Origin of the sequence: Bradyrhizobium sp. HKCCYLRH2015 (assembly GCF_051168215.1) — a bacterium.
In the GTDB taxonomy this organism is placed as follows: Bacteria; Pseudomonadota; Alphaproteobacteria; order Rhizobiales; family Xanthobacteraceae; genus Bradyrhizobium.
The window spans coordinates 111,980-127,462 of sequence record NZ_JBNPUO010000002.1; the positions used below are offsets into that span (position 1 = coordinate 111,980).

The 15,483-nt window shown below is 64.6% G+C and carries 17 protein-coding genes and 1 tRNA gene; 3 read left to right on the forward strand and 15 right to left on the reverse strand.

The window, feature by feature from the left end:
• Window positions 1–62: 62 nt before the first annotated feature.
• The 4 genes from ACQR1H_RS04615 to trxB all read right to left on the reverse strand — a co-directional run bounded on the left by ACQR1H_RS04615 (window position 63) and on the right by trxB (window position 3,670).
• A complete protein-coding gene (locus ACQR1H_RS04615; protein WP_315802635.1) occupies window positions 63–233 on the reverse strand; it encodes a hypothetical protein in 171 nt (56 codons plus the stop codon).
• 169 nt (window positions 234–402) lie between these two features.
• Entirely contained in the window at window positions 403–1,326 is a 924-nt protein-coding gene (dapA, locus tag ACQR1H_RS04620; RefSeq protein WP_315802636.1) for a 4-hydroxy-tetrahydrodipicolinate synthase, read from the reverse strand.
• Between the two features lie 447 nt (window positions 1,327–1,773).
• Complete coding sequence (locus ACQR1H_RS04625) at window positions 1,774–2,697, reverse strand: LysR family transcriptional regulator (protein ID WP_315717522.1); 924 nt, start codon at window positions 2,695–2,697, stop codon at window positions 1,774–1,776.
• A gap of 7 nt (window positions 2,698–2,704) precedes the next feature.
• On the reverse strand, window positions 2,705–3,670 hold the full coding sequence (gene trxB / locus ACQR1H_RS04630; RefSeq protein ID WP_315802637.1) for a thioredoxin-disulfide reductase: 966 nt from the start codon (window positions 3,668–3,670) through the stop codon (window positions 2,705–2,707).
• 288 nt (window positions 3,671–3,958) lie between these two features.
• Between trxB and ACQR1H_RS04635 the strand changes: the two genes are divergently transcribed.
• The gene (locus ACQR1H_RS04635; RefSeq protein ID WP_015664493.1) at window positions 3,959–4,438 is read left to right on the forward strand and encodes an Lrp/AsnC family transcriptional regulator; all 480 of its coding nucleotides are present in this window, start codon (window positions 3,959–3,961) and stop codon (window positions 4,436–4,438) included.
• Between the two features lie 126 nt (window positions 4,439–4,564).
• On the opposite strand, the gene ACQR1H_RS04640 is transcribed toward ACQR1H_RS04635, so the two are convergent.
• From ACQR1H_RS04640 to ACQR1H_RS04660, 5 genes are all read right to left on the reverse strand, one after another.
• Complete coding sequence (locus ACQR1H_RS04640; protein ID WP_315802638.1) at window positions 4,565–4,969, reverse strand: DoxX family protein; 405 nt, start codon at window positions 4,967–4,969, stop codon at window positions 4,565–4,567.
• Window positions 4,970–5,216: 247 nt separating this feature from the next.
• On the reverse strand, window positions 5,217–5,693 hold the full coding sequence (gene greA, locus ACQR1H_RS04645; RefSeq protein WP_315717519.1) for a transcription elongation factor GreA: 477 nt from the start codon (window positions 5,691–5,693) through the stop codon (window positions 5,217–5,219).
• Between the two features lie 210 nt (window positions 5,694–5,903).
• Complete coding sequence (gene carB, locus ACQR1H_RS04650) at window positions 5,904–9,368, reverse strand: carbamoyl-phosphate synthase large subunit (protein ID WP_434907220.1); 3,465 nt, start codon at window positions 9,366–9,368, stop codon at window positions 5,904–5,906.
• Window positions 9,369–9,602: 234 nt separating this feature from the next.
• Window positions 9,603–9,679: transfer RNA gene (locus tag ACQR1H_RS04655), tRNA-OTHER, on the reverse strand.
• Window positions 9,680–9,786: 107 nt separating this feature from the next.
• Window positions 9,787–10,491, reverse strand: coding sequence for a class I SAM-dependent methyltransferase (locus ACQR1H_RS04660; RefSeq protein ID WP_315802640.1), 705 nt, complete (start codon window positions 10,489–10,491; stop codon window positions 9,787–9,789).
• A 108-nt stretch (window positions 10,492–10,599) separates the two neighbouring features.
• Here ACQR1H_RS04660 and ACQR1H_RS04665 point away from each other — a divergent pair, with 108 nt between their 5' ends.
• Window positions 10,600–11,127: a Dps family protein gene (locus tag ACQR1H_RS04665; protein WP_315802641.1), complete on the forward strand. Its 528-nt coding sequence runs from the start codon at window positions 10,600–10,602 to the stop codon at window positions 11,125–11,127.
• A gap of 72 nt (window positions 11,128–11,199) precedes the next feature.
• Here ACQR1H_RS04665 and ACQR1H_RS04670 read toward each other — a convergent pair whose 3' ends face one another.
• From ACQR1H_RS04670 to ACQR1H_RS04685, 4 genes are all read right to left on the reverse strand, one after another.
• The gene (locus ACQR1H_RS04670) at window positions 11,200–11,994 is read right to left on the reverse strand and encodes a sulfite exporter TauE/SafE family protein (RefSeq protein WP_316236732.1); all 795 of its coding nucleotides are present in this window, start codon (window positions 11,992–11,994) and stop codon (window positions 11,200–11,202) included.
• A gap of 104 nt (window positions 11,995–12,098) precedes the next feature.
• Entirely contained in the window at window positions 12,099–12,992 is an 894-nt protein-coding gene (locus ACQR1H_RS04675; protein ID WP_316236733.1) for an MBL fold metallo-hydrolase, read from the reverse strand.
• Window positions 12,993–13,003: 11 nt separating this feature from the next.
• Window positions 13,004–13,456 (reverse strand): DUF6691 family protein, encoded by a 453-nt coding sequence (locus ACQR1H_RS04680; protein WP_316236734.1) that lies wholly within the window; start codon window positions 13,454–13,456, stop codon window positions 13,004–13,006.
• Between the two features lie 6 nt (window positions 13,457–13,462).
• Window positions 13,463–13,885: a YeeE/YedE family protein gene (locus tag ACQR1H_RS04685; protein ID WP_315802865.1), complete on the reverse strand. Its 423-nt coding sequence runs from the start codon at window positions 13,883–13,885 to the stop codon at window positions 13,463–13,465.
• 89 nt (window positions 13,886–13,974) lie between these two features.
• Here ACQR1H_RS04685 and ACQR1H_RS04690 point away from each other — a divergent pair, with 89 nt between their 5' ends.
• The gene (locus ACQR1H_RS04690) at window positions 13,975–14,301 is read left to right on the forward strand and encodes an ArsR/SmtB family transcription factor (RefSeq protein ID WP_315802866.1); all 327 of its coding nucleotides are present in this window, start codon (window positions 13,975–13,977) and stop codon (window positions 14,299–14,301) included.
• Here the strand turns inward: ACQR1H_RS04690 and ACQR1H_RS04695 are convergent, their stop codons facing one another.
• Window positions 14,302–14,844, reverse strand: coding sequence for a cupin domain-containing protein (locus tag ACQR1H_RS04695; RefSeq protein ID WP_434873587.1), 543 nt, complete (start codon window positions 14,842–14,844; stop codon window positions 14,302–14,304). It abuts the gene before it with no gap.
• 63 nt (window positions 14,845–14,907) lie between these two features.
• Window positions 14,908–15,399, reverse strand: a complete 492-nt coding sequence (locus ACQR1H_RS04700) for a PaaI family thioesterase (RefSeq protein ID WP_434882319.1) — start codon at window positions 15,397–15,399, stop codon at window positions 14,908–14,910.
• Window positions 15,400–15,483: the final 84 nt, after the last annotated feature.

Below are 15,483 nucleotides of genomic sequence, written 5' to 3' on the forward strand. Positions count from 1 at the left end.
CGTCGGGTCACAAGCTCTCGCGTGAGTGCCGAATTCGCGCCGCGCGAGAGGGCGCGGCGAGGTCAGGCAACCATCAGGAAATAGAAGGCGATTGCCGGCGTCAGGGTCAGGATCACGGACCAGATCCCGACCGCCCAGAGAATGTCTTCGACGCTGAAACCCTGATGCTCAGGGTATGGATGATCCTGCAAAGCCACGACGTCCTCGCGCTCTTTGACGTTTTCAACATCCATAGCGGAACATCTTTAAACACGAGGTTGCGGACTGCGCCGCTTTTGATCGCGTTTGTTAGCTCGGATTAACCACGGAGATTCTGCTCCGGCTCCGCAGCGGTGGCGCGGCTCTGCCTGGCCTTTCCGATCGGGAAGGCCAGGCAGAGCCGGCGAATAGGTCGGGGCGTGCTCAGGCAACGCGGTTCTGCGTGGTCGTCGGCTGGCGCCGCTCGATCTGCTGATCCAGCCGTGCGGCCAGCTCAGCGCCAACCTCCACCATTGGCAGCCGTACTTCGGGGCTCGCAATGACGCCGGTGCGCGCCAGCCAGTACTTGGCCGGTGCGGGGCTCGGCTCGGTGAACAGCAGTCGCGTGAGATGCTCGACCAGCGCCCAGCACGCTGCTGCCGCGTCGTGACGGCCGGCCTTCACGTGCTGCAGGATTGCGGCAAACGTCTCGGTCTCCAGATGTGCCGAGAGCAGGATGGCGCCGTCGGCACCGGCCTGCAGCGCATCGAAGCTCTGGGCGTCTTCGCCCGTCAGGATATGAAACCCTGCGCGCCGACGCGTGATCAGGTCGCGCGTCTGCGTGCGGTTGGCGCAGCAATCCTTGAGGCCAGCGATAGCGGGATGCTCGGCGAGCTGCAGCAATGTCTCGTTGTCGAGGCCAACCGCCGAGCGATAGGGAATGTTGTAGAGCACGATCGGATGGGCGGTGCGGTCGGCCAACGCGGTGAAATGCGCCAGCAGGCCGCGCTGCGACGGACGCACGTAAGGCGGACTCGAGATCAGATAGAAGTCGATCGGCCATGACGCGGTTCGGTCGAGCGCTTCGATCACCTCGGCCGTCGCCACGCCGCCGACACCGAGACAGATCGGCAGCGGCCGGCCGATGGTGTCGAGCTCGTCCCGGACCACGCTGATCAGACGGGCGCGCTCGTCCCATGACAGCGCCAGTCCTTCGCCTGACGTGGCACCGAGCACCAGTCCATCGATCGGCTTGGCGGCGTAGTGCCGAACCAGATTGCGTAAGGATGGTTCGTCGAGCGCGCCATCGCGGAACGGCGTGATCAGGGGCAGCCAGAGGCCCTGCAGTCGGGTCGTAACGTTGGTCATGGTCCATCTCCTTGGGTGGCAGGAGCCGGCGACGGGACATGCAAAAAAAGCCCCGTCCTCGCGGCGGGGCTGGTGATGCGGCGGTGAATTCGAGAGATTCTAGCGCGCGCGTCCACATGTCCCCGGGAGGGGAGCTTTTTTCGACAACAACTTGGCGTGCGAAGACGTGGACATGCGATCTAGATGCGCGGTGCAGGCGATGCTGTCAACGCCGCATCGGGCACGACACGGAAACATTCGGCAAAAAAATAGCCGGGCCCAAATGAGCCCGGCTGGAGGTATTGGCCAAAGAGGCCGACACAATCACCTTCCAAGAGGGATTTCTGAGCGCTCGCGCCACTGGAGGAGGGGGACAATGCGCAACGCCAACGCTCAGCACATGCTCACTATGGGCTCTCACATGGCGTCGCAGCAACCATGCAAGCCGCATGTCAGACATGCACAATGTCACGCCGGCCAGCGCTGCGCTTTGCTCACGACGAAGTCACGGAACACTTGAACGCGTGCGACCGTCTTCAATTCCTCGGGATAGACGAAGTAGGTGTCGAGCTGGATCGAATCCGACTCTCCGAACAATTGCACGAGACGGCTGTTTTCCTCGACGAGGTAGTCCGGCAGCGCGGCGATGCCGAGCCCTTGCTGGCAGGCGCGGACCAGGCCGAGAATGTTGTTGACCCTGAAATAGGCCTCGCGCGGACCGGATCCGTTGCGGCCGGCATCGACCAGCCAGCTGCGGTTCTGCAGATGCGGGGCGACCTGGCCGTCGGCCAGCATGATAATGCGATGATCATCGAGCTCGTCGAGGGTGCGCGGCGTACCGAAGCGCTTGACGTATTCCGGCGAGCAATAGGCGTGGAAGCTGATCGCGAACAGCTTGCGCTGGATCAGATCGGGTTGGGTCGGCTTGCGGGTACGGATCGCCACGTCGGCCTCGCGCATCGACAGATCGAGCTCCTCGTCGGTGACGATCAGCGAGATCCGGATCTCCGGATAGAGCGCGGTGAATTCCCCGAGCCGCGGGATCAGCCAGTTGATGCCGACGCCCGGGGTTGTCGTGATCTTCAGATCGCCGCTCGGCCGCTCGCGGCTGTCGGTCAGCTTGGCGCGCGCCGCCTGCAATTGCATGAAGACGTCATGCGCGGTCCGGAACAGCAGGTCGCCCTGCTCGGTAAGGATCAGCCCGCGGGCGTGACGGTGGAACAGCGAGACTGCGAGCTCCTGCTCGAGCGCACTGACTTGGCGCGACACCGCCGATTGCGACAGCCCGAGCTGCTCCCCGGCATGCGTGAAGCTGCCTGCTTCCGCCGCTGCGTGAAACACCTTCAGCTTGTCCCAATCCATATCCGTAAATCCATCCCGTGATCGTGGCATCGTCAGTTCATTCCGCCGCGGCGCGTTCGCTCGCGGCGTGGGCGAGGAAGCGTTCGGCTTCGAGGGCAGCCATGCAGCCCATGCCGGCGGCGGTGATCGCCTGCCGATAGGTTTCATCGGCGACGTCGCCGGCGGCAAACACGCCGGGAACGGAGGTCGCGGTCGAGCCCGGCACCACCTCGACGTAACCGGACGGTTTCAATTTGAGCTGACCGGCGACCAGCTCCGTGGCCGGCGCATGGCCGATCGCGACGAACACGCCGTCGGCGGGCAGCTCGGTGAGCGCGCCGGTCTTGACGTTCTTCAGCCTGACATGCGTGACCTTGGATGGCGAGCTCGCGCCGCAGATCTCATCCAGGGCGCTGTCCCAGACGACCTTGATCTTGGGATGCTTGAACAGCCGCTCCTGCAGGATGCGCTCGGCGCGGAAATGGTCGCGCCGGTGCACGACGGTGACGGCCGACGCGAAATTGGTCAGGAACAGCGCTTCCTCGACCGCGGTGTTGCCGCCGCCGACGACGATGACCTCCTTGCCGCGATAGAAGAAGCCGTCGCAGGTCGCGCAGGCCGAGACGCCGAAGCCCTTGAACGTCTCCTCCGACGGCAGCCCGAGCCAGCGCGCCTGGGCGCCGGTCGCCAGAATGACGGTCTCGGCGAGGTAGACGTCACCGGAGTCGCAGGTCAGGCGGAACGGACGCTGACCCAGCTCGAGCTTGGTCACGAGGTCGGTCTTGATCTGGGCGCCGACATGCGTCGCCTGCTTCTCCATCTGCTCCATCAGCCAGGGACCCTGGATGACGTCGGCAAAGCCCGGATAGTTCTCGACGTCCGTGGTGATGGTGAGCTGCCCGCCGGGCTGGATGCCCTGGATCAGCACCGGCTCCAGCATAGCTCGTGCCGCGTAGATCGCCGCCGTATAGCCGGCAGGGCCGGAACCGATGATGACGACTTTGGCATGGATCGGAGCTTGCATGTGACCGAAGACTCGCTGGAAGAGGGAGAATTGACGACGCAGCGAGCGGAATGCGCAAAAGAAACGCCCCGAAGCCCCATCGAAAATGTCAAATCCAAGTCTAAGCCATCTGGCAAGCTATGCAAGAATTGCAACGCATCTCGGCGAATTTTCCCTTCACGACCCGGTCAACGGGGGAAATCTAAAGTAATAAAATTGCGCAAATTGACCAGCCTGCGCTAAGAGAGTTGCCCATCGTCCCCCGGCGCCCCTGCGCCTCCTCCTATCCCGCCAGAGCCCACAATCCCCGTGTCCAAGAATCTTGATGAGATCGATCTCAAAATCCTGAGCGAAATCCAGGCCGATGGCAGGATCACCAATGTCGAGCTCGCCAAGCGGGTCGGCATCTCGCCGCCGCCTTGCCTGCGCCGGGTCAGGACCCTGGAGGAGGAAGGCTACATCACCGGCTACCGGGGCCTGCTCGACCCGCGCAAGCTCGGCTTCGATGTGACCGTGTTCGCCTCGGTCCACCTATCCAGCCAGGCGGACGCCGACCTGAAGGCGTTCGAAGAGTTCGTGCGGTCCGAGCCGCTGGTGCGGGAATGCTGGATGCTGTCCGGCGAGGTGGACTTCATCCTGAAATGCGTGGCACCGGACATGGCGACGTTTCAGGAGTTCGTGACCCACCTGACGGCGGCGCCCCATGTGCGCAACGTCAGGACCTCGCTGGTGCTGCATAACTCCAAATACGAGGCGGCCGTGCCGCTCGAGGTCAAGGGACGGAGTTAGGCCTCGAGGGTCATTCCGGGGCGGCCCCGCAGGGGCTGAACCCGGAATCTCGAGATGGCGTCGATAAGCTCTGGATTTCGGGTTCGATGCTGTCGCATCGCCCCGGAATGACAGTGGAGCGAGTGATCAGCTCTTCTTCCGCAGCAGCGCGTCCAGGCTGATCGGGCCGCCGCCGGCCGTCGCCAGATACAGGCAGGAGAAGCAGAACGCGATCGCCGCGGTGCCGTTGTTCAGGAGCGGCAGCCATACCGGCTCACCTGTCTTGAACATGTGGCCCATGAAGTAGGCGAAGGCCATCTCGCCAGCCAGGATGAATGCGACGGGCCGCGTGAGCAGACCGACCATCAGCAACGCGCCGAGCACCAGCTCGATCATGCCGGCCGTGTAGATCAGCGGCGGAATGTTGGCGAAGTACGGGATGACAGGAAACTTGAAGATCTTGGCCACGCCGTATTGAAACAACAGCAGGCCGGTGATGAAGCGAAACAGGCTGAGTGCAGCCGGTTGCCATTTCGAGAGCATCTGCTCCATGTGTGATCGTCCCCCAACAGAAAACCATGATGCGACGATGGCCGGTTCGGTCGTTGCCGCCCCGGCTCGTCGGCCGCAGATTTAGCTGATTACCGCAACTGCGTCACCGGCATGCGTCGTGACAGGCGATGAATTGGGCGTGTACTGCCGAAGTGGCGGCCCTTGCCGCCGTGCAACCGCCGGAAACGATGAAGGGCCGCGCCTCAGCGCAGCCCTTCGATTCGTTCAGCCGGGACGTTGCCCTGTCTCAGCGCCACTCGACCTTGGCGATCTCGTAGGACTTGGCGCCGCCGGGCGCCATGACCTCGACGGTGGTGCCCATCTTCTTGCCGATCAGTGCGCGCGCCAGCGGCGAGGTGATCGAGATCTTGCCTTTCTTGGCGTCCGCCTCGACCTCGCCGACGATCTGCCAGACCGTCTTCTTCTCAGTGTCCTCGTCGATCAGGGTCACCGTCGCGCCGAACTTGATCGTGTCGCCGGAGAGCTTGGTCACATCGATGATGTCGGCGCGCGCGAGCTTGTCCTCGAGCTCGGCGATGCGGCCCTCGTTGTGAGACTGCTCTTCCTTTGCGGCGTGATATTCCGCGTTCTCGGACAGGTCGCCATGCGAACGCGCTTCCGCGATATGTTCGATGATGCGCGGACGGTCCACCGATTGGCGCTGCTTGAGCTCGTTCTCCAACGCGGCGTAGCCCATCGAAGTCATGGGAACCTTTTCCACCATCTCTTCTCGTCCTTCAGTCGTGCGGGCGGGGGCGCGCACGATCAGCATCTTCAGAATAGGCCTTTGCGGCTCAAAGCAAAGCCTGAAGGCCCGGCAAGACCGTCCCGTCAAAGGCCGGTACAACATCGAACGGGGCGGCGAGTTCCTGCTGAAAGCTTCTATTGCCGATTGTTGCCAACCGCTTAGCAGGCGTTCGCCCGCGCGCTGCGATTAGTTTTCGGAAAAGTAACTCTGCAGGGTGCGGACCTCAAGGTCTCCCCCGAGATAGGCACGGATGCCTTGCGCGGCCGCCACGGCACCCGAAAGAGTGGTGTAATACGGCACTTTATGCAAGAGGGCAGCGCGCCGCAGCGAGCGGCTGTCAGCCAGCGCTTGCGGGCCTTCGGTGGTGTTGAAGACCAGCTGGATGTCGCCATTGGTGATGGCGTCCACGATGTGCGGCCGTCCCTCCAGCACCTTGTTGATCTTCTCGGTCGGCACGCCCTGGTCGGTCAGGAAACGCTGGGTGCCGGACGTCGCCACCACCTTGAAGCCGAGTTCGTGCAGCATCCGCACCACCTCCGTGATGCGCGCCTTGTCGCTTTCACGCACCGACACGAACACCGTGCCTTTGCGCGGCACGCGTGTGCCGCCCCCAAGCTGGCTCTTGGCGAACGCCACGGCGAACGAGCGGTCGATGCCCATCACCTCGCCGGTGGAGCGCATCTCCGGGCCGAGCACGGTGTCGACGCCGGGGAAGCGGGCGAACGGGAAGACCGATTCCTTGACCCCGACATGCTTCAGCGCGCGCTTCTTCAGCCCGAAATCGGCGAGCTTCTCGCCCGCCATGATCCGGGCCGCGATCTTGGCGACCGGCGTGCCAACCACCTTGGCGACGAAGGGCACCGTGCGCGAGGCGCGCGGGTTGACCTCGAGCACGTAGATCGTGCCGTCCTTGATCGCATATTGCACGTTCATCAGGCCGACGACGTCGAGCCCGAGCGCCAGCTCGCGGGTCTGCCGTTCCAGCTCGGCGATGGTCGCCTCGTCGAGCGAATGCGGCGGCAGCGAGCAGGCGGAGTCGCCGGAATGGATACCGGCCTCCTCGATGTGCTCCATGATGCCGACGATGAAGGTGTCCTTGCCGTCGGACAGGCAGTCCACATCGATCTCGGTGGCGTCGGACAGGTAGCGGTCGAACAGCAGCGGGTTCTTGCCCAGCACCGTGTTGATCTGGCCGGTCTTGTCGTTGGGATAGCGCGCCTTGACGTCGGCCGGCACCAGCTCCGGCAGGGTGCCGAGCAGGTAGTCGCTGAGCTGGTTGTCCTCGCGGATGATCTGCATCGCGCGGCCGCCGAGCACATAGGACGGACGCACCACCAGCGGCAGGCCGAGATCGGCCGCCACCAGGCGCGCCTGCTCGACCGAGTAGGCGATGCCGTTCTTCGGCTGCTTCAGATGCAGCTTGTCGAGGATGCGCTTGAAGCGGTCGCGGTCCTCGGCCAGGTCGATGGCCTCAGGCGAGGTGCCGAGGATCGGTACCTCGGCGGCTTCGAGCGCGCGCGCGAGCTTCAGCGGCGTCTGGCCGCCGAACTGCACGATGACGCCATGCACGGTGCCGTTCTTGCGCTCGGTGGCGATGATCTCGAGCACGTCCTCGGCCGTCAGCGGCTCGAAATACAGCCGGTCGGCGGTGTCGTAGTCGGTCGAGACCGTCTCCGGATTGCAGTTGACCATGATGGTCTCGTAGCCGGCATCGGCCAGCGCGAAACAGGCATGGCAGCAGCAATAGTCGAACTCGATGCCCTGGCCGATCCGGTTCGGGCCGCCGCCGAGAATGATGACCTTCTTCTTGTCCGACGGCGTGCTCTCGTCGCCGAGTCGGCCTGCAAACGGCGTCTCATAGCTCGAATACATGTAGGCGGTCGGCGAAGCGAACTCCGCCGCGCAAGTGTCGATTCGCTTGAACGCTGGACGGACGCCGAGCGCCTGCCGCTTGGCGGCGACCTCGGCTTCGGTGGTGTTGGCGAGCACCGCGAGCCGCGCGTCGGAGAAGCCCATCGCCTTCAGCGTGCGCATGCCGCTCGCGTTCGGCGGCAGGCCGTGGCGGCGGACCTTGTCCTCCATCTCGACGATTCCACGCATCTGCGCCAGGAACCAGGGATCGATCTTGCAGGAGTTGAAGATGTCCTCGTCCGACCAGCCGAGGCGCATCGCCTGGGCGACCTGGAGCAGGCGGTTCGGGGTCGGCGTGCCCAGGGCGGCGCGGATCGCATTCTTGTCGTCGCCGCGGCCGAGCCCCTCGATGTCGATCTCGTCGAGGCCGGTGAGACCGGTCTCGAGACCGCGCAGCGCCTTCTGCAGGCTCTCCTGGAAGGTGCGGCCGATCGCCATGACTTCGCCGACCGATTTCATCGAGGTGGTCAGCGTGGTCGACGCGCCCGGGAATTTCTCGAAGGCGAACCGCGGAATCTTGGTGACGACGTAGTCGATGGTCGGCTCGAACGACGCCGGGGTCGCGCCGCCGGTGATGTCGTTGGCGATCTCGTCCAGCGTGTAGCCGACCGCGAGCTTGGCCGCGACCTTGGCGATCGGGAAGCCGGTGGCCTTCGAGGCCAAGGCCGAGGAGCGCGACACGCGCGGGTTCATCTCGATCACGACCATGCGGCCGTCGGCCGGGTTGACGCCGAACTGCACATTGGAGCCGCCGGTCTCGACGCCGATCTCGCGCAGCACCGCCAGCGAGGCGTCGCGCATGATCTGATATTCCTTGTCGGTCAAGGTCAGCGCCGGCGCGACCGTGATGGAGTCGCCGGTGTGCACGCCCATCGGATCGAGGTTCTCGATCGAGCAGACGATGATGCAGTTGTCCTTCTTGTCGCGGACGACCTCCATCTCGTACTCCTTCCACCCGAGCACCGATTCCTCGATCAGCACTTCGTTGGTGGGGGAGGCATCGAGACCACGCTCGATGATGTCGAGATACTCTTCCTTGTTGTAGGCGATGCCGCCACCGGTGCCGCCCATGGTGAAGGACGGACGGATGATCGCGGGCAGGCCGATCTCGGACAGCGCCATCAGCGCCTGTCCCAGCGCATGCTCCTGATAGCGCTTGCGGCGCTCGTTCTCGCCGAGCGTCCATTGCCGGTCGAGCTCGTCGCGCGCGGCGCCCGACAGCGTCTCGCGCTCGGCCAGATATTTGTCGCGATATTGTTTCTTCAGCGCCGACGCATTGGCGAGCCGCGACTTCGGCGTCTGCAGCCCGATCTTCTCCATCGCGTTGCGGAAGAGCTGGCGGTCCTCGGCCTTGTCGATCGCGTCAGCCGTGGCGCCGATCATCTCGACGTCGAACTTCTCCAGCGTCCCCTGTCGGCGCAGCGACAGCGCGCAGTTCAGCGCGGTCTGCCCGCCCATGGTCGGCAGCAGCGCGAAACCGCCGGGGATGATGTGGCGTTCCTTCTCGATGATCTTGGCGACGATCTCCGGCGTGATCGGCTCGATATAGGTCGCATCGGCCAATTCCGGATCGGTCATGATCGTGGCCGGATTGGAATTGACGAGGACGACGCGATAGCCCTCCTCCTTCAGCGCCTTCACCGCCTGCGTACCGGAATAGTCGAATTCGCAGGCCTGGCCGATCACGATCGGACCGGCGCCAATGATCAGGATGGTCGAGATGTCGGTTCGTTTCGGCATTCAAGCTCACGGGCAAGAAACGGCAGAGAATTGGGCACAAAAAAAGGGCGCGCGTGCTGCGCGTCCCCGAAGGCCAAGGGCCAAGGCGCGACCAGTGCTCGCGCGCGAGCGGTCTTTAGACCAGTTTCCTCTGAGCGAAAAGGGTTTTGGCCCGAAATCAACGGTCAAATTGGCCGGAGCTGGCGGAAGGGCGGCGGATGGCTCGCAGAGCCGAAGCCGCGCAGCGGCGAAGGCTGGAGGCCCGGCCTGGACTTGAACCAGGTTCAAGAGCGTTGCACCGCTCTTCGCGTCGTAGCTTCCGCCACCGGGCCGGGAATGATCTTACCTCTCACGGCCGCGTGAGCCAGCCCGTGTTTCAGTTAACCCTAATCCGGTTGCTCGATGTTGGGCCAGCGCGCGGGCTGGTCGGCTCGGCCGGTCACGCGGTTCCCGTCACCGGCTGCGCCACGAAGGTCATGCGCCAGGGATTGTGGCCGATATTCTTCGGCGCTCGGACAGCGCTGAGGCCGGCCTTCTTCAGCCGCGCCAGGATCTCGGCCTCGCTGTAGCGCTGCAGGCCGACCTTCGTCCGCAGCTGCCGGTAATCGGACAGGGCAGTGGCGACCAGCCCGACCATGGCATCCTTGAGGAAGCCGTCCCGTGCGGCGAACATCAGCAGCGCGAGCACGTCGCGGCCCATGCCAACGTCCGGGCGCAGGACGTCGCCGAGGACGAACTTTCCGGACGGCTTCAGCAGCCGCCTGATCACGGCCAGGGCTGCGTCGAATTCCGCCTCGCTCATGTACTGTGCCACGGAGTTCATGACGACGAGGTCGATCGAGCCTTCCTGCATGTTGCGCAGCTCGTCCAGCGAGCGCACGCGGATCTTGGTGTTGGGGGCGAAACGCGCGATCAGCCGGCCGCGCACGCCCGGCGCCGGCTCGGCCAGGATCAGCGTCATGCAGGCGTCGGCGACCTTGGCGGCCGATAAGGCCTCTCCGCAGGAATAGTCGAGAACGACCGCGTCGGGCGAGGGGATATAGCCGACGATGTCGCGCGCAATCGCCTGGAAGTGCAGGTCGCGATGCAGCTTGCTCGCATAGATCGTGTGCGTGGAATCGTAATAGTCGATCCAGTCGTCCATGGCGGGTTCCGGCAAACACAGTTCCTTGATGGGAACTTGAGGGGTCAGCGAGCGTTAACGGGTCCGATCACCCGTGTCCATCGCTGCTTCTAACAGGAAGGCTGACCCGTGAGTAAAGCAAAGACCGACAAGACCGCCCCCGAGCTCGATACCCCGACCGATCTGTCGCCGGACGCCGTGAACAAGATTTCGACGGCGCTGAACACGCTGCTGGCCGATGCGTTCGCGCTTTACCTTAAGACCAAGAATTTCCACTGGCACGTCAGCGGCCGGCACTTCCATGACTATCACCTGATGCTCGACGAGCAGTCGGACGCGATCTTCGCCACGACGGACCAGCTCGCCGAGCGAGTTCGCAAGCTCGGCGGTACCACGGTCAAGTCGATCGGCCAGATCAGCAAGCTGCAGACCATCAAGGACAACAACGAGGAGTATGTGCCGCCGCGCGAGATGTTGCGGGAGTTGATGGAGGACAACAAGCACATGGCGGCCGCGATGCGGAAGGCGCACGAGCTGTGCGACGACAATGACGATCCGGCCACCGCGGGATTGCTGGAGACCTTCATCGACGAGACAGAGCGCCGCACCTGGTTCTTGTTCGAAGCCAGCCGCCAGGAAGGCAGCAACGCGGCGTAAGCGGGCCCGCGTCGAGTTGAGGCCCGGGCGCGCTGCGAGCACGCGGTGCGCCCGTCCAGTCTCTATGCCGGGCTATGCGGAGTGGCCGAGTGCCGACCAGCTCCGATAGATCATGTAAGCCGCCACCACGAACACCACAGTGGCAAACACCTTGTTCAGGGTGCCGCGCGTGCCTGACAGTCGAGCCGCCAGCTTCGCACCGACCAGGCCACCGGCGATGCCGGCGACAAGAAAGGTCGCCGCCAGCGTCCAGTCGACCAGTCCCGACAGCGCGTAGTTAGCCGCGGTCGTCAGTCCGAACGCCGTGACGGACACGAGCGAGGAGCCGATCGCGTAAAGGATCGGCATGCCCGTTGCAAACATCAGAGCCGGAACGATCAGGAAGCCGCCGCCGATGCCGAAGAAGCCGGACAGCGTTCCGGTGCCGAAGCCGAATGCCACTAGCGCCAACAGATTGTCGCGCGAAAGCTTGACGTCCAGCTGGCTGTTCGTGCCACGCTTGCGCAGCATCAAGAGTCCGATCACGATCATGACGAGGGCGAACAGCAGCAGCAGCTTCTGACCGTCGACCATCTTGCCGAGCGTCGAGCCGGCGAAGGCGCCGACCACGCCCGTTGCCGCGAACACCAGCGCACAAGGCCATTTGACGTTGCCGGAGCGGGCATGATTGGCGAGATTGGCCGCCGCGTTGATCGCCACGGCGACCGCGCTCGTGCCGATCGCGACGTGGGGATTGCCGACGCCTACCAGATACACCATGAGCGGCACGGCCAGCACCGATCCGCCCCCGCCGATCAGGCCGAGCGTGAATCCGACGAAAGAGCCGGACAGCGAGCCGAGCGCAAGCTCGGCAGCGGACAAGGTCATCCTGCGATGCTCCAGAGTGGCGTGCCGCGCCGGTGCCCGGCCGCTGCCAAATGGGAAAGCCGAGCCGCGACGTCTGCCGCGTGCTCGGTGGGGCGAGGGGTGTCTTAGAGTGCGTTGAGCGGCACTTTCAGGAAGCGCCGGCCGTCCTGATCGGGCGTCGGCAGCCGTCCCGCCTTCATGTTCACCTGCAGGGAGGGGATGATCAGTCTGGGCATGTCCAAGGTGCGGTCGCGCGCCTCGCGGGCGGCAACGAACTGATCCTCGGTGATGCCGTCGCGGACGTGGATGTTGTTCGCGCGCTGCTCGGCCACCGTCGTTTCCCAGCGGATGTCGCGGCCGTTTGGACCGTAGTCGTGGCACATGAACAGCCGCGTCGCGTCAGGCAGGTCCAGCACGCGGCGGATCGAGCGATACAGCGTGCGCGCATCGCCGCCAGGAAAGTCGGCCCGTGCCGAGCCGCCATCCGGCATGAACAGCGTGTCGCCGACGAAGGCGGCGTCTCCGATCACATGGGTCATGCAGGCCGGCGTGTGACCCGGCGTATGCATGGCGAAGGCGGTCATTGCGCCGATCCGGTAGCTGTCTCCATCATGGAACAGGCGGTCGAACTGGCTGCCGTCGCGCTGAAACTCGGTGCCTTCGTTGAAGATCTTGCCGAAGGTCTCCTGCACCATCCTGATGTTGGCGCCGATGCCGATCCTGCCGCCCAGCCGGGACTGGATGTAGGGCGCAGCCGACAGATGGTCGGCATGGACATGGGTCTCGATCAGCCAGTCCAGTTGCCAGCCGCGATCCTCGATCAGGCGGATGATCTTGTCGGCCGACTGCGGCGCGATGCGCCCCGAGGCATAGTCGATGTCCATGACTGAATCGATCACGGCGCAGGCCCGCGAGCCTGGGTCCTTGACCACGTAGCTGACGGTGTTGGTGGCGGGGTCGAAGAACGGTGTGACCTCGGGTTTCACCGACAGGTCGACCGGATGTGGCATGCCGGGCATTCAATCCTTCCTCATTCTGAAGTGACCGCGGCGAGCGAGGGCCGGCGGCGCGAGAGCATGCGGGCTGCGGCCATTCCGATCATCATGGCCGTGACGAACAGGACGACGGCAGGCGAGCCGTAGCCGAGCGCCACGAAGGCCGGGCCCGGGCAGATGCCGGCGAGGCCCCAGCCGATGCCGAAGATCGCAGGGCCGGTTGCGATCCGCCAATCCAGCATCTGCGAGGATGGCAGGTGAAATTGGTCACCGAGGACGGGACGCCGGCGCCGGAAAACCAATCGGAAGCCGATGAAGGCGACGCCCACTGCTCCAGCCATCACCAGGATCAGGCTCGGATCCCAGCCGCCGGAGCGGATCGCGGCGAAATCGAGGAAGTCGAGCACCTTCTCCGGATTGGACATGCCCGAGAGCAGCAGCCCGAGGCCGAAGACGAGGCCGACGATGAACTGGATGAAGATGATCATGGCGCCTCACAGCACGTGGCGAACGAGGAAGGTGGTCGCGACCGCGGTGGCCATGAACACCAGCGTGGCGACGATCGAGCGAGGCGACAGGCTGGCGATGCCGCAGACGCCATGACCCGAGGTGCAGCCGTTGCCCCAGACCGCCCCGAAGCCGACCAGCAGCCCGGCTGCAACCATATCGATCGGACCGACCTCCAGCTTCAGCGGCGGCAGGCTCCCGCTGACGATGCGGACCGCAAGGGCGGCCGCGACCAGGCCGCCTATGAAGGCGAGCCGGCCAGCGAGGGCGCTGTCCCAGGGCGGCAACAGCCGCGCGGCAATGCCGCTGACGCCGGCGATGCGGCCGGTCAGGCCCATCAGCATGACGGCTGCAGCGCCGATGAGGGCGCCGCCTGCGAGCGCCGTGACCGCTGTATACTCCGTGATCATATCGTCCTTGATTCCCTCGTCAGGGGGCATGTTGCAATCGGCTATCATGTGCATTATTGCATATATACGAAAATGAAGAAGTAACAATGATGACAACACAGGCCAGGCGCAAAACCCGTGAGGCCATGGTGGCGGCGCTCGACGTCAAGGCGGAGGAGGCGGCGGGCCTGCTCGCTGCCATGGCGAATTCGAAGCGCCTCATGGTGCTCTGCAACCTCATCGACGGCGAGCGCGCGGTCGGCGATCTCGCCGAGCAGGTCGGGTTGCGACAGGCGGCGCTGTCGCAGCATCTCGCCAAGATGCGCGCGCTGGATCTCGTCGCCACCCGGCGCGATGGCCAGACGATCTACTATCGGCTGGCGAGCCGCGAGGTCCGCGAGATCCTGCAGACACTGTATCGGCTGTATTGCGCCTGATCAGCGCGCCTGGTGCCACAGGCGCGTCAGTGGGCCGCCCGCACCGAGAACGGGATCGGTCGCGGGCAGCGGTACCGCCGGGATCGTCTTCAGGGCGCGCGCGTGGTTCTCCGGCGTCGGCCGCGTGATCTGCATCTTTGGTCCGGGCGGATAGGCGCCAACGATGCAGAAATCGCTGCTGGCGGAGATGCATTGATGTCCGGTGCCCGCCGGCAGGATGGCGACGTCGCCTGGCCGAAGCTCCAGTTCCCGACCGCGGTCGCCGCCGAAGCGGACCCGCGCCGTTCCGCTGGCGACGCCCAGCGCCTCATGCACGGTCGCATGATAGTGCAGATAGTCGTAGACTCCGTTGCGCCACATGTCGCCCCAGCCATTGGCGGCGAACATGCGCTCGATGTCGGCCGCCGGATCGGTGCTATCCAGATCGATGACGGCCTCGTAGACCAGGAACGGCAGCGGATTGTTGGGCACGAGGCCGTCGTCCGTGAATACGATGCCGAGCGGTTCGCTTGTCTTGACGCGTGGCGAGGGGGCGGCAGGCATGGCGACCTCGGAAAAAGATGAACCTCACCCCCATCAACCGGCCTGCGTGGCGGCCGTTCCAGTTCACGCCTTGGGCAGTTCGAACACCAGGCAAGTCGTAGTGGCGTGCGCCAGCAGGCGCCCTTGCGAATCGGCGATGCGTGCCTCGGCCGTCGCGGCGCGGCGTCCGAACGACAGCGTCCTGCCCTCCGTTCTCACGATGCCGGTGGCCTCGGTCATGGCCTTGATGAAAGAGACCTTGAATTCAAGCGTGGTGTAACCGCTGCCCCGCGGGCACATCGTGTGGACGGCGAGCCCCATCGCGGAATCCAGCAGGATCGCGGCGTAGCCGCCGTGCACCGAGCCGATCGGATTGTAGTGCCGCAAGGCCGGAACGCTGTGCATGACGACCTGGCCGGGCTCGGCGCTGCAGTCAAACGGCGCGACGGTCTGCATGATCGGCGGCTGCGGCAAAGTCCCGGCAAAGATGCCGCGCACGAAATCGAGCCCGGGCATCGACGCCAGCACCGCCAGCGGCACCACGCCGAAGTCACCGCGCAAATCCGTCTCGCTCATGTTGTCGACCTCCAAGGTATGACATCTATCATATAAATGCTGTGCGAAAAGATCGAGGACAATACCGACGCAGGCGATCACATG

Excerpts from the sequence above, each read along its gene's own strand:
- ACQR1H_RS04625 (WP_315717522.1), bottom strand. The coding sequence starts at position 2,697 with ATGCCACGATCACGGGATGGATTTACGGATATGGATTGGGACAAGCTG.
- dapA (WP_315802636.1), bottom strand. The coding sequence starts at position 1,326 with ATGACCAACGTTACGACCCGACTGCAGGGCCTCTGGCTGCCCCTGATC.
- ACQR1H_RS04680 (WP_316236734.1), bottom strand. The coding sequence starts at position 13,456 with ATGATCATCTTCATCCAGTTCATCGTCGGCCTCGTCTTCGGCCTCGGG.
- carB (WP_434907220.1), bottom strand. The coding sequence starts at position 9,368 with ATGCCGAAACGAACCGACATCTCGACCATCCTGATCATTGGCGCCGGT.
- trxB (WP_315802637.1), bottom strand. The coding sequence starts at position 3,670 with ATGCAAGCTCCGATCCATGCCAAAGTCGTCATCATCGGTTCCGGCCCT.
- ACQR1H_RS04685 (WP_315802865.1), bottom strand. The coding sequence starts at position 13,885 with ATGATCACGGAGTATACAGCGGTCACGGCGCTCGCAGGCGGCGCCCTC.
- ACQR1H_RS04660 (WP_315802640.1), bottom strand. The coding sequence starts at position 10,491 with ATGGACGACTGGATCGACTATTACGATTCCACGCACACGATCTATGCG.
- ACQR1H_RS04675 (WP_316236733.1), bottom strand. The coding sequence starts at position 12,992 with ATGCCCGGCATGCCACATCCGGTCGACCTGTCGGTGAAACCCGAGGTC.
- ACQR1H_RS04640 (WP_315802638.1), bottom strand. The coding sequence starts at position 4,969 with ATGGAGCAGATGCTCTCGAAATGGCAACCGGCTGCACTCAGCCTGTTT.
- ACQR1H_RS04690 (WP_315802866.1), top strand. The coding sequence starts at position 13,975 with ATGACAACACAGGCCAGGCGCAAAACCCGTGAGGCCATGGTGGCGGCG.
- ACQR1H_RS04700 (WP_434882319.1), bottom strand. The coding sequence starts at position 15,399 with ATGAGCGAGACGGATTTGCGCGGTGACTTCGGCGTGGTGCCGCTGGCG.
- ACQR1H_RS04670 (WP_316236732.1), bottom strand. The coding sequence starts at position 11,994 with ATGACCTTGTCCGCTGCCGAGCTTGCGCTCGGCTCGCTGTCCGGCTCT.
- greA (WP_315717519.1), bottom strand. The coding sequence starts at position 5,693 with ATGGTGGAAAAGGTTCCCATGACTTCGATGGGCTACGCCGCGTTGGAG.
- ACQR1H_RS04615 (WP_315802635.1), bottom strand. The coding sequence starts at position 233 with ATGGATGTTGAAAACGTCAAAGAGCGCGAGGACGTCGTGGCTTTGCAG.
- ACQR1H_RS04695 (WP_434873587.1), bottom strand. The coding sequence starts at position 14,844 with ATGCCTGCCGCCCCCTCGCCACGCGTCAAGACAAGCGAACCGCTCGGC.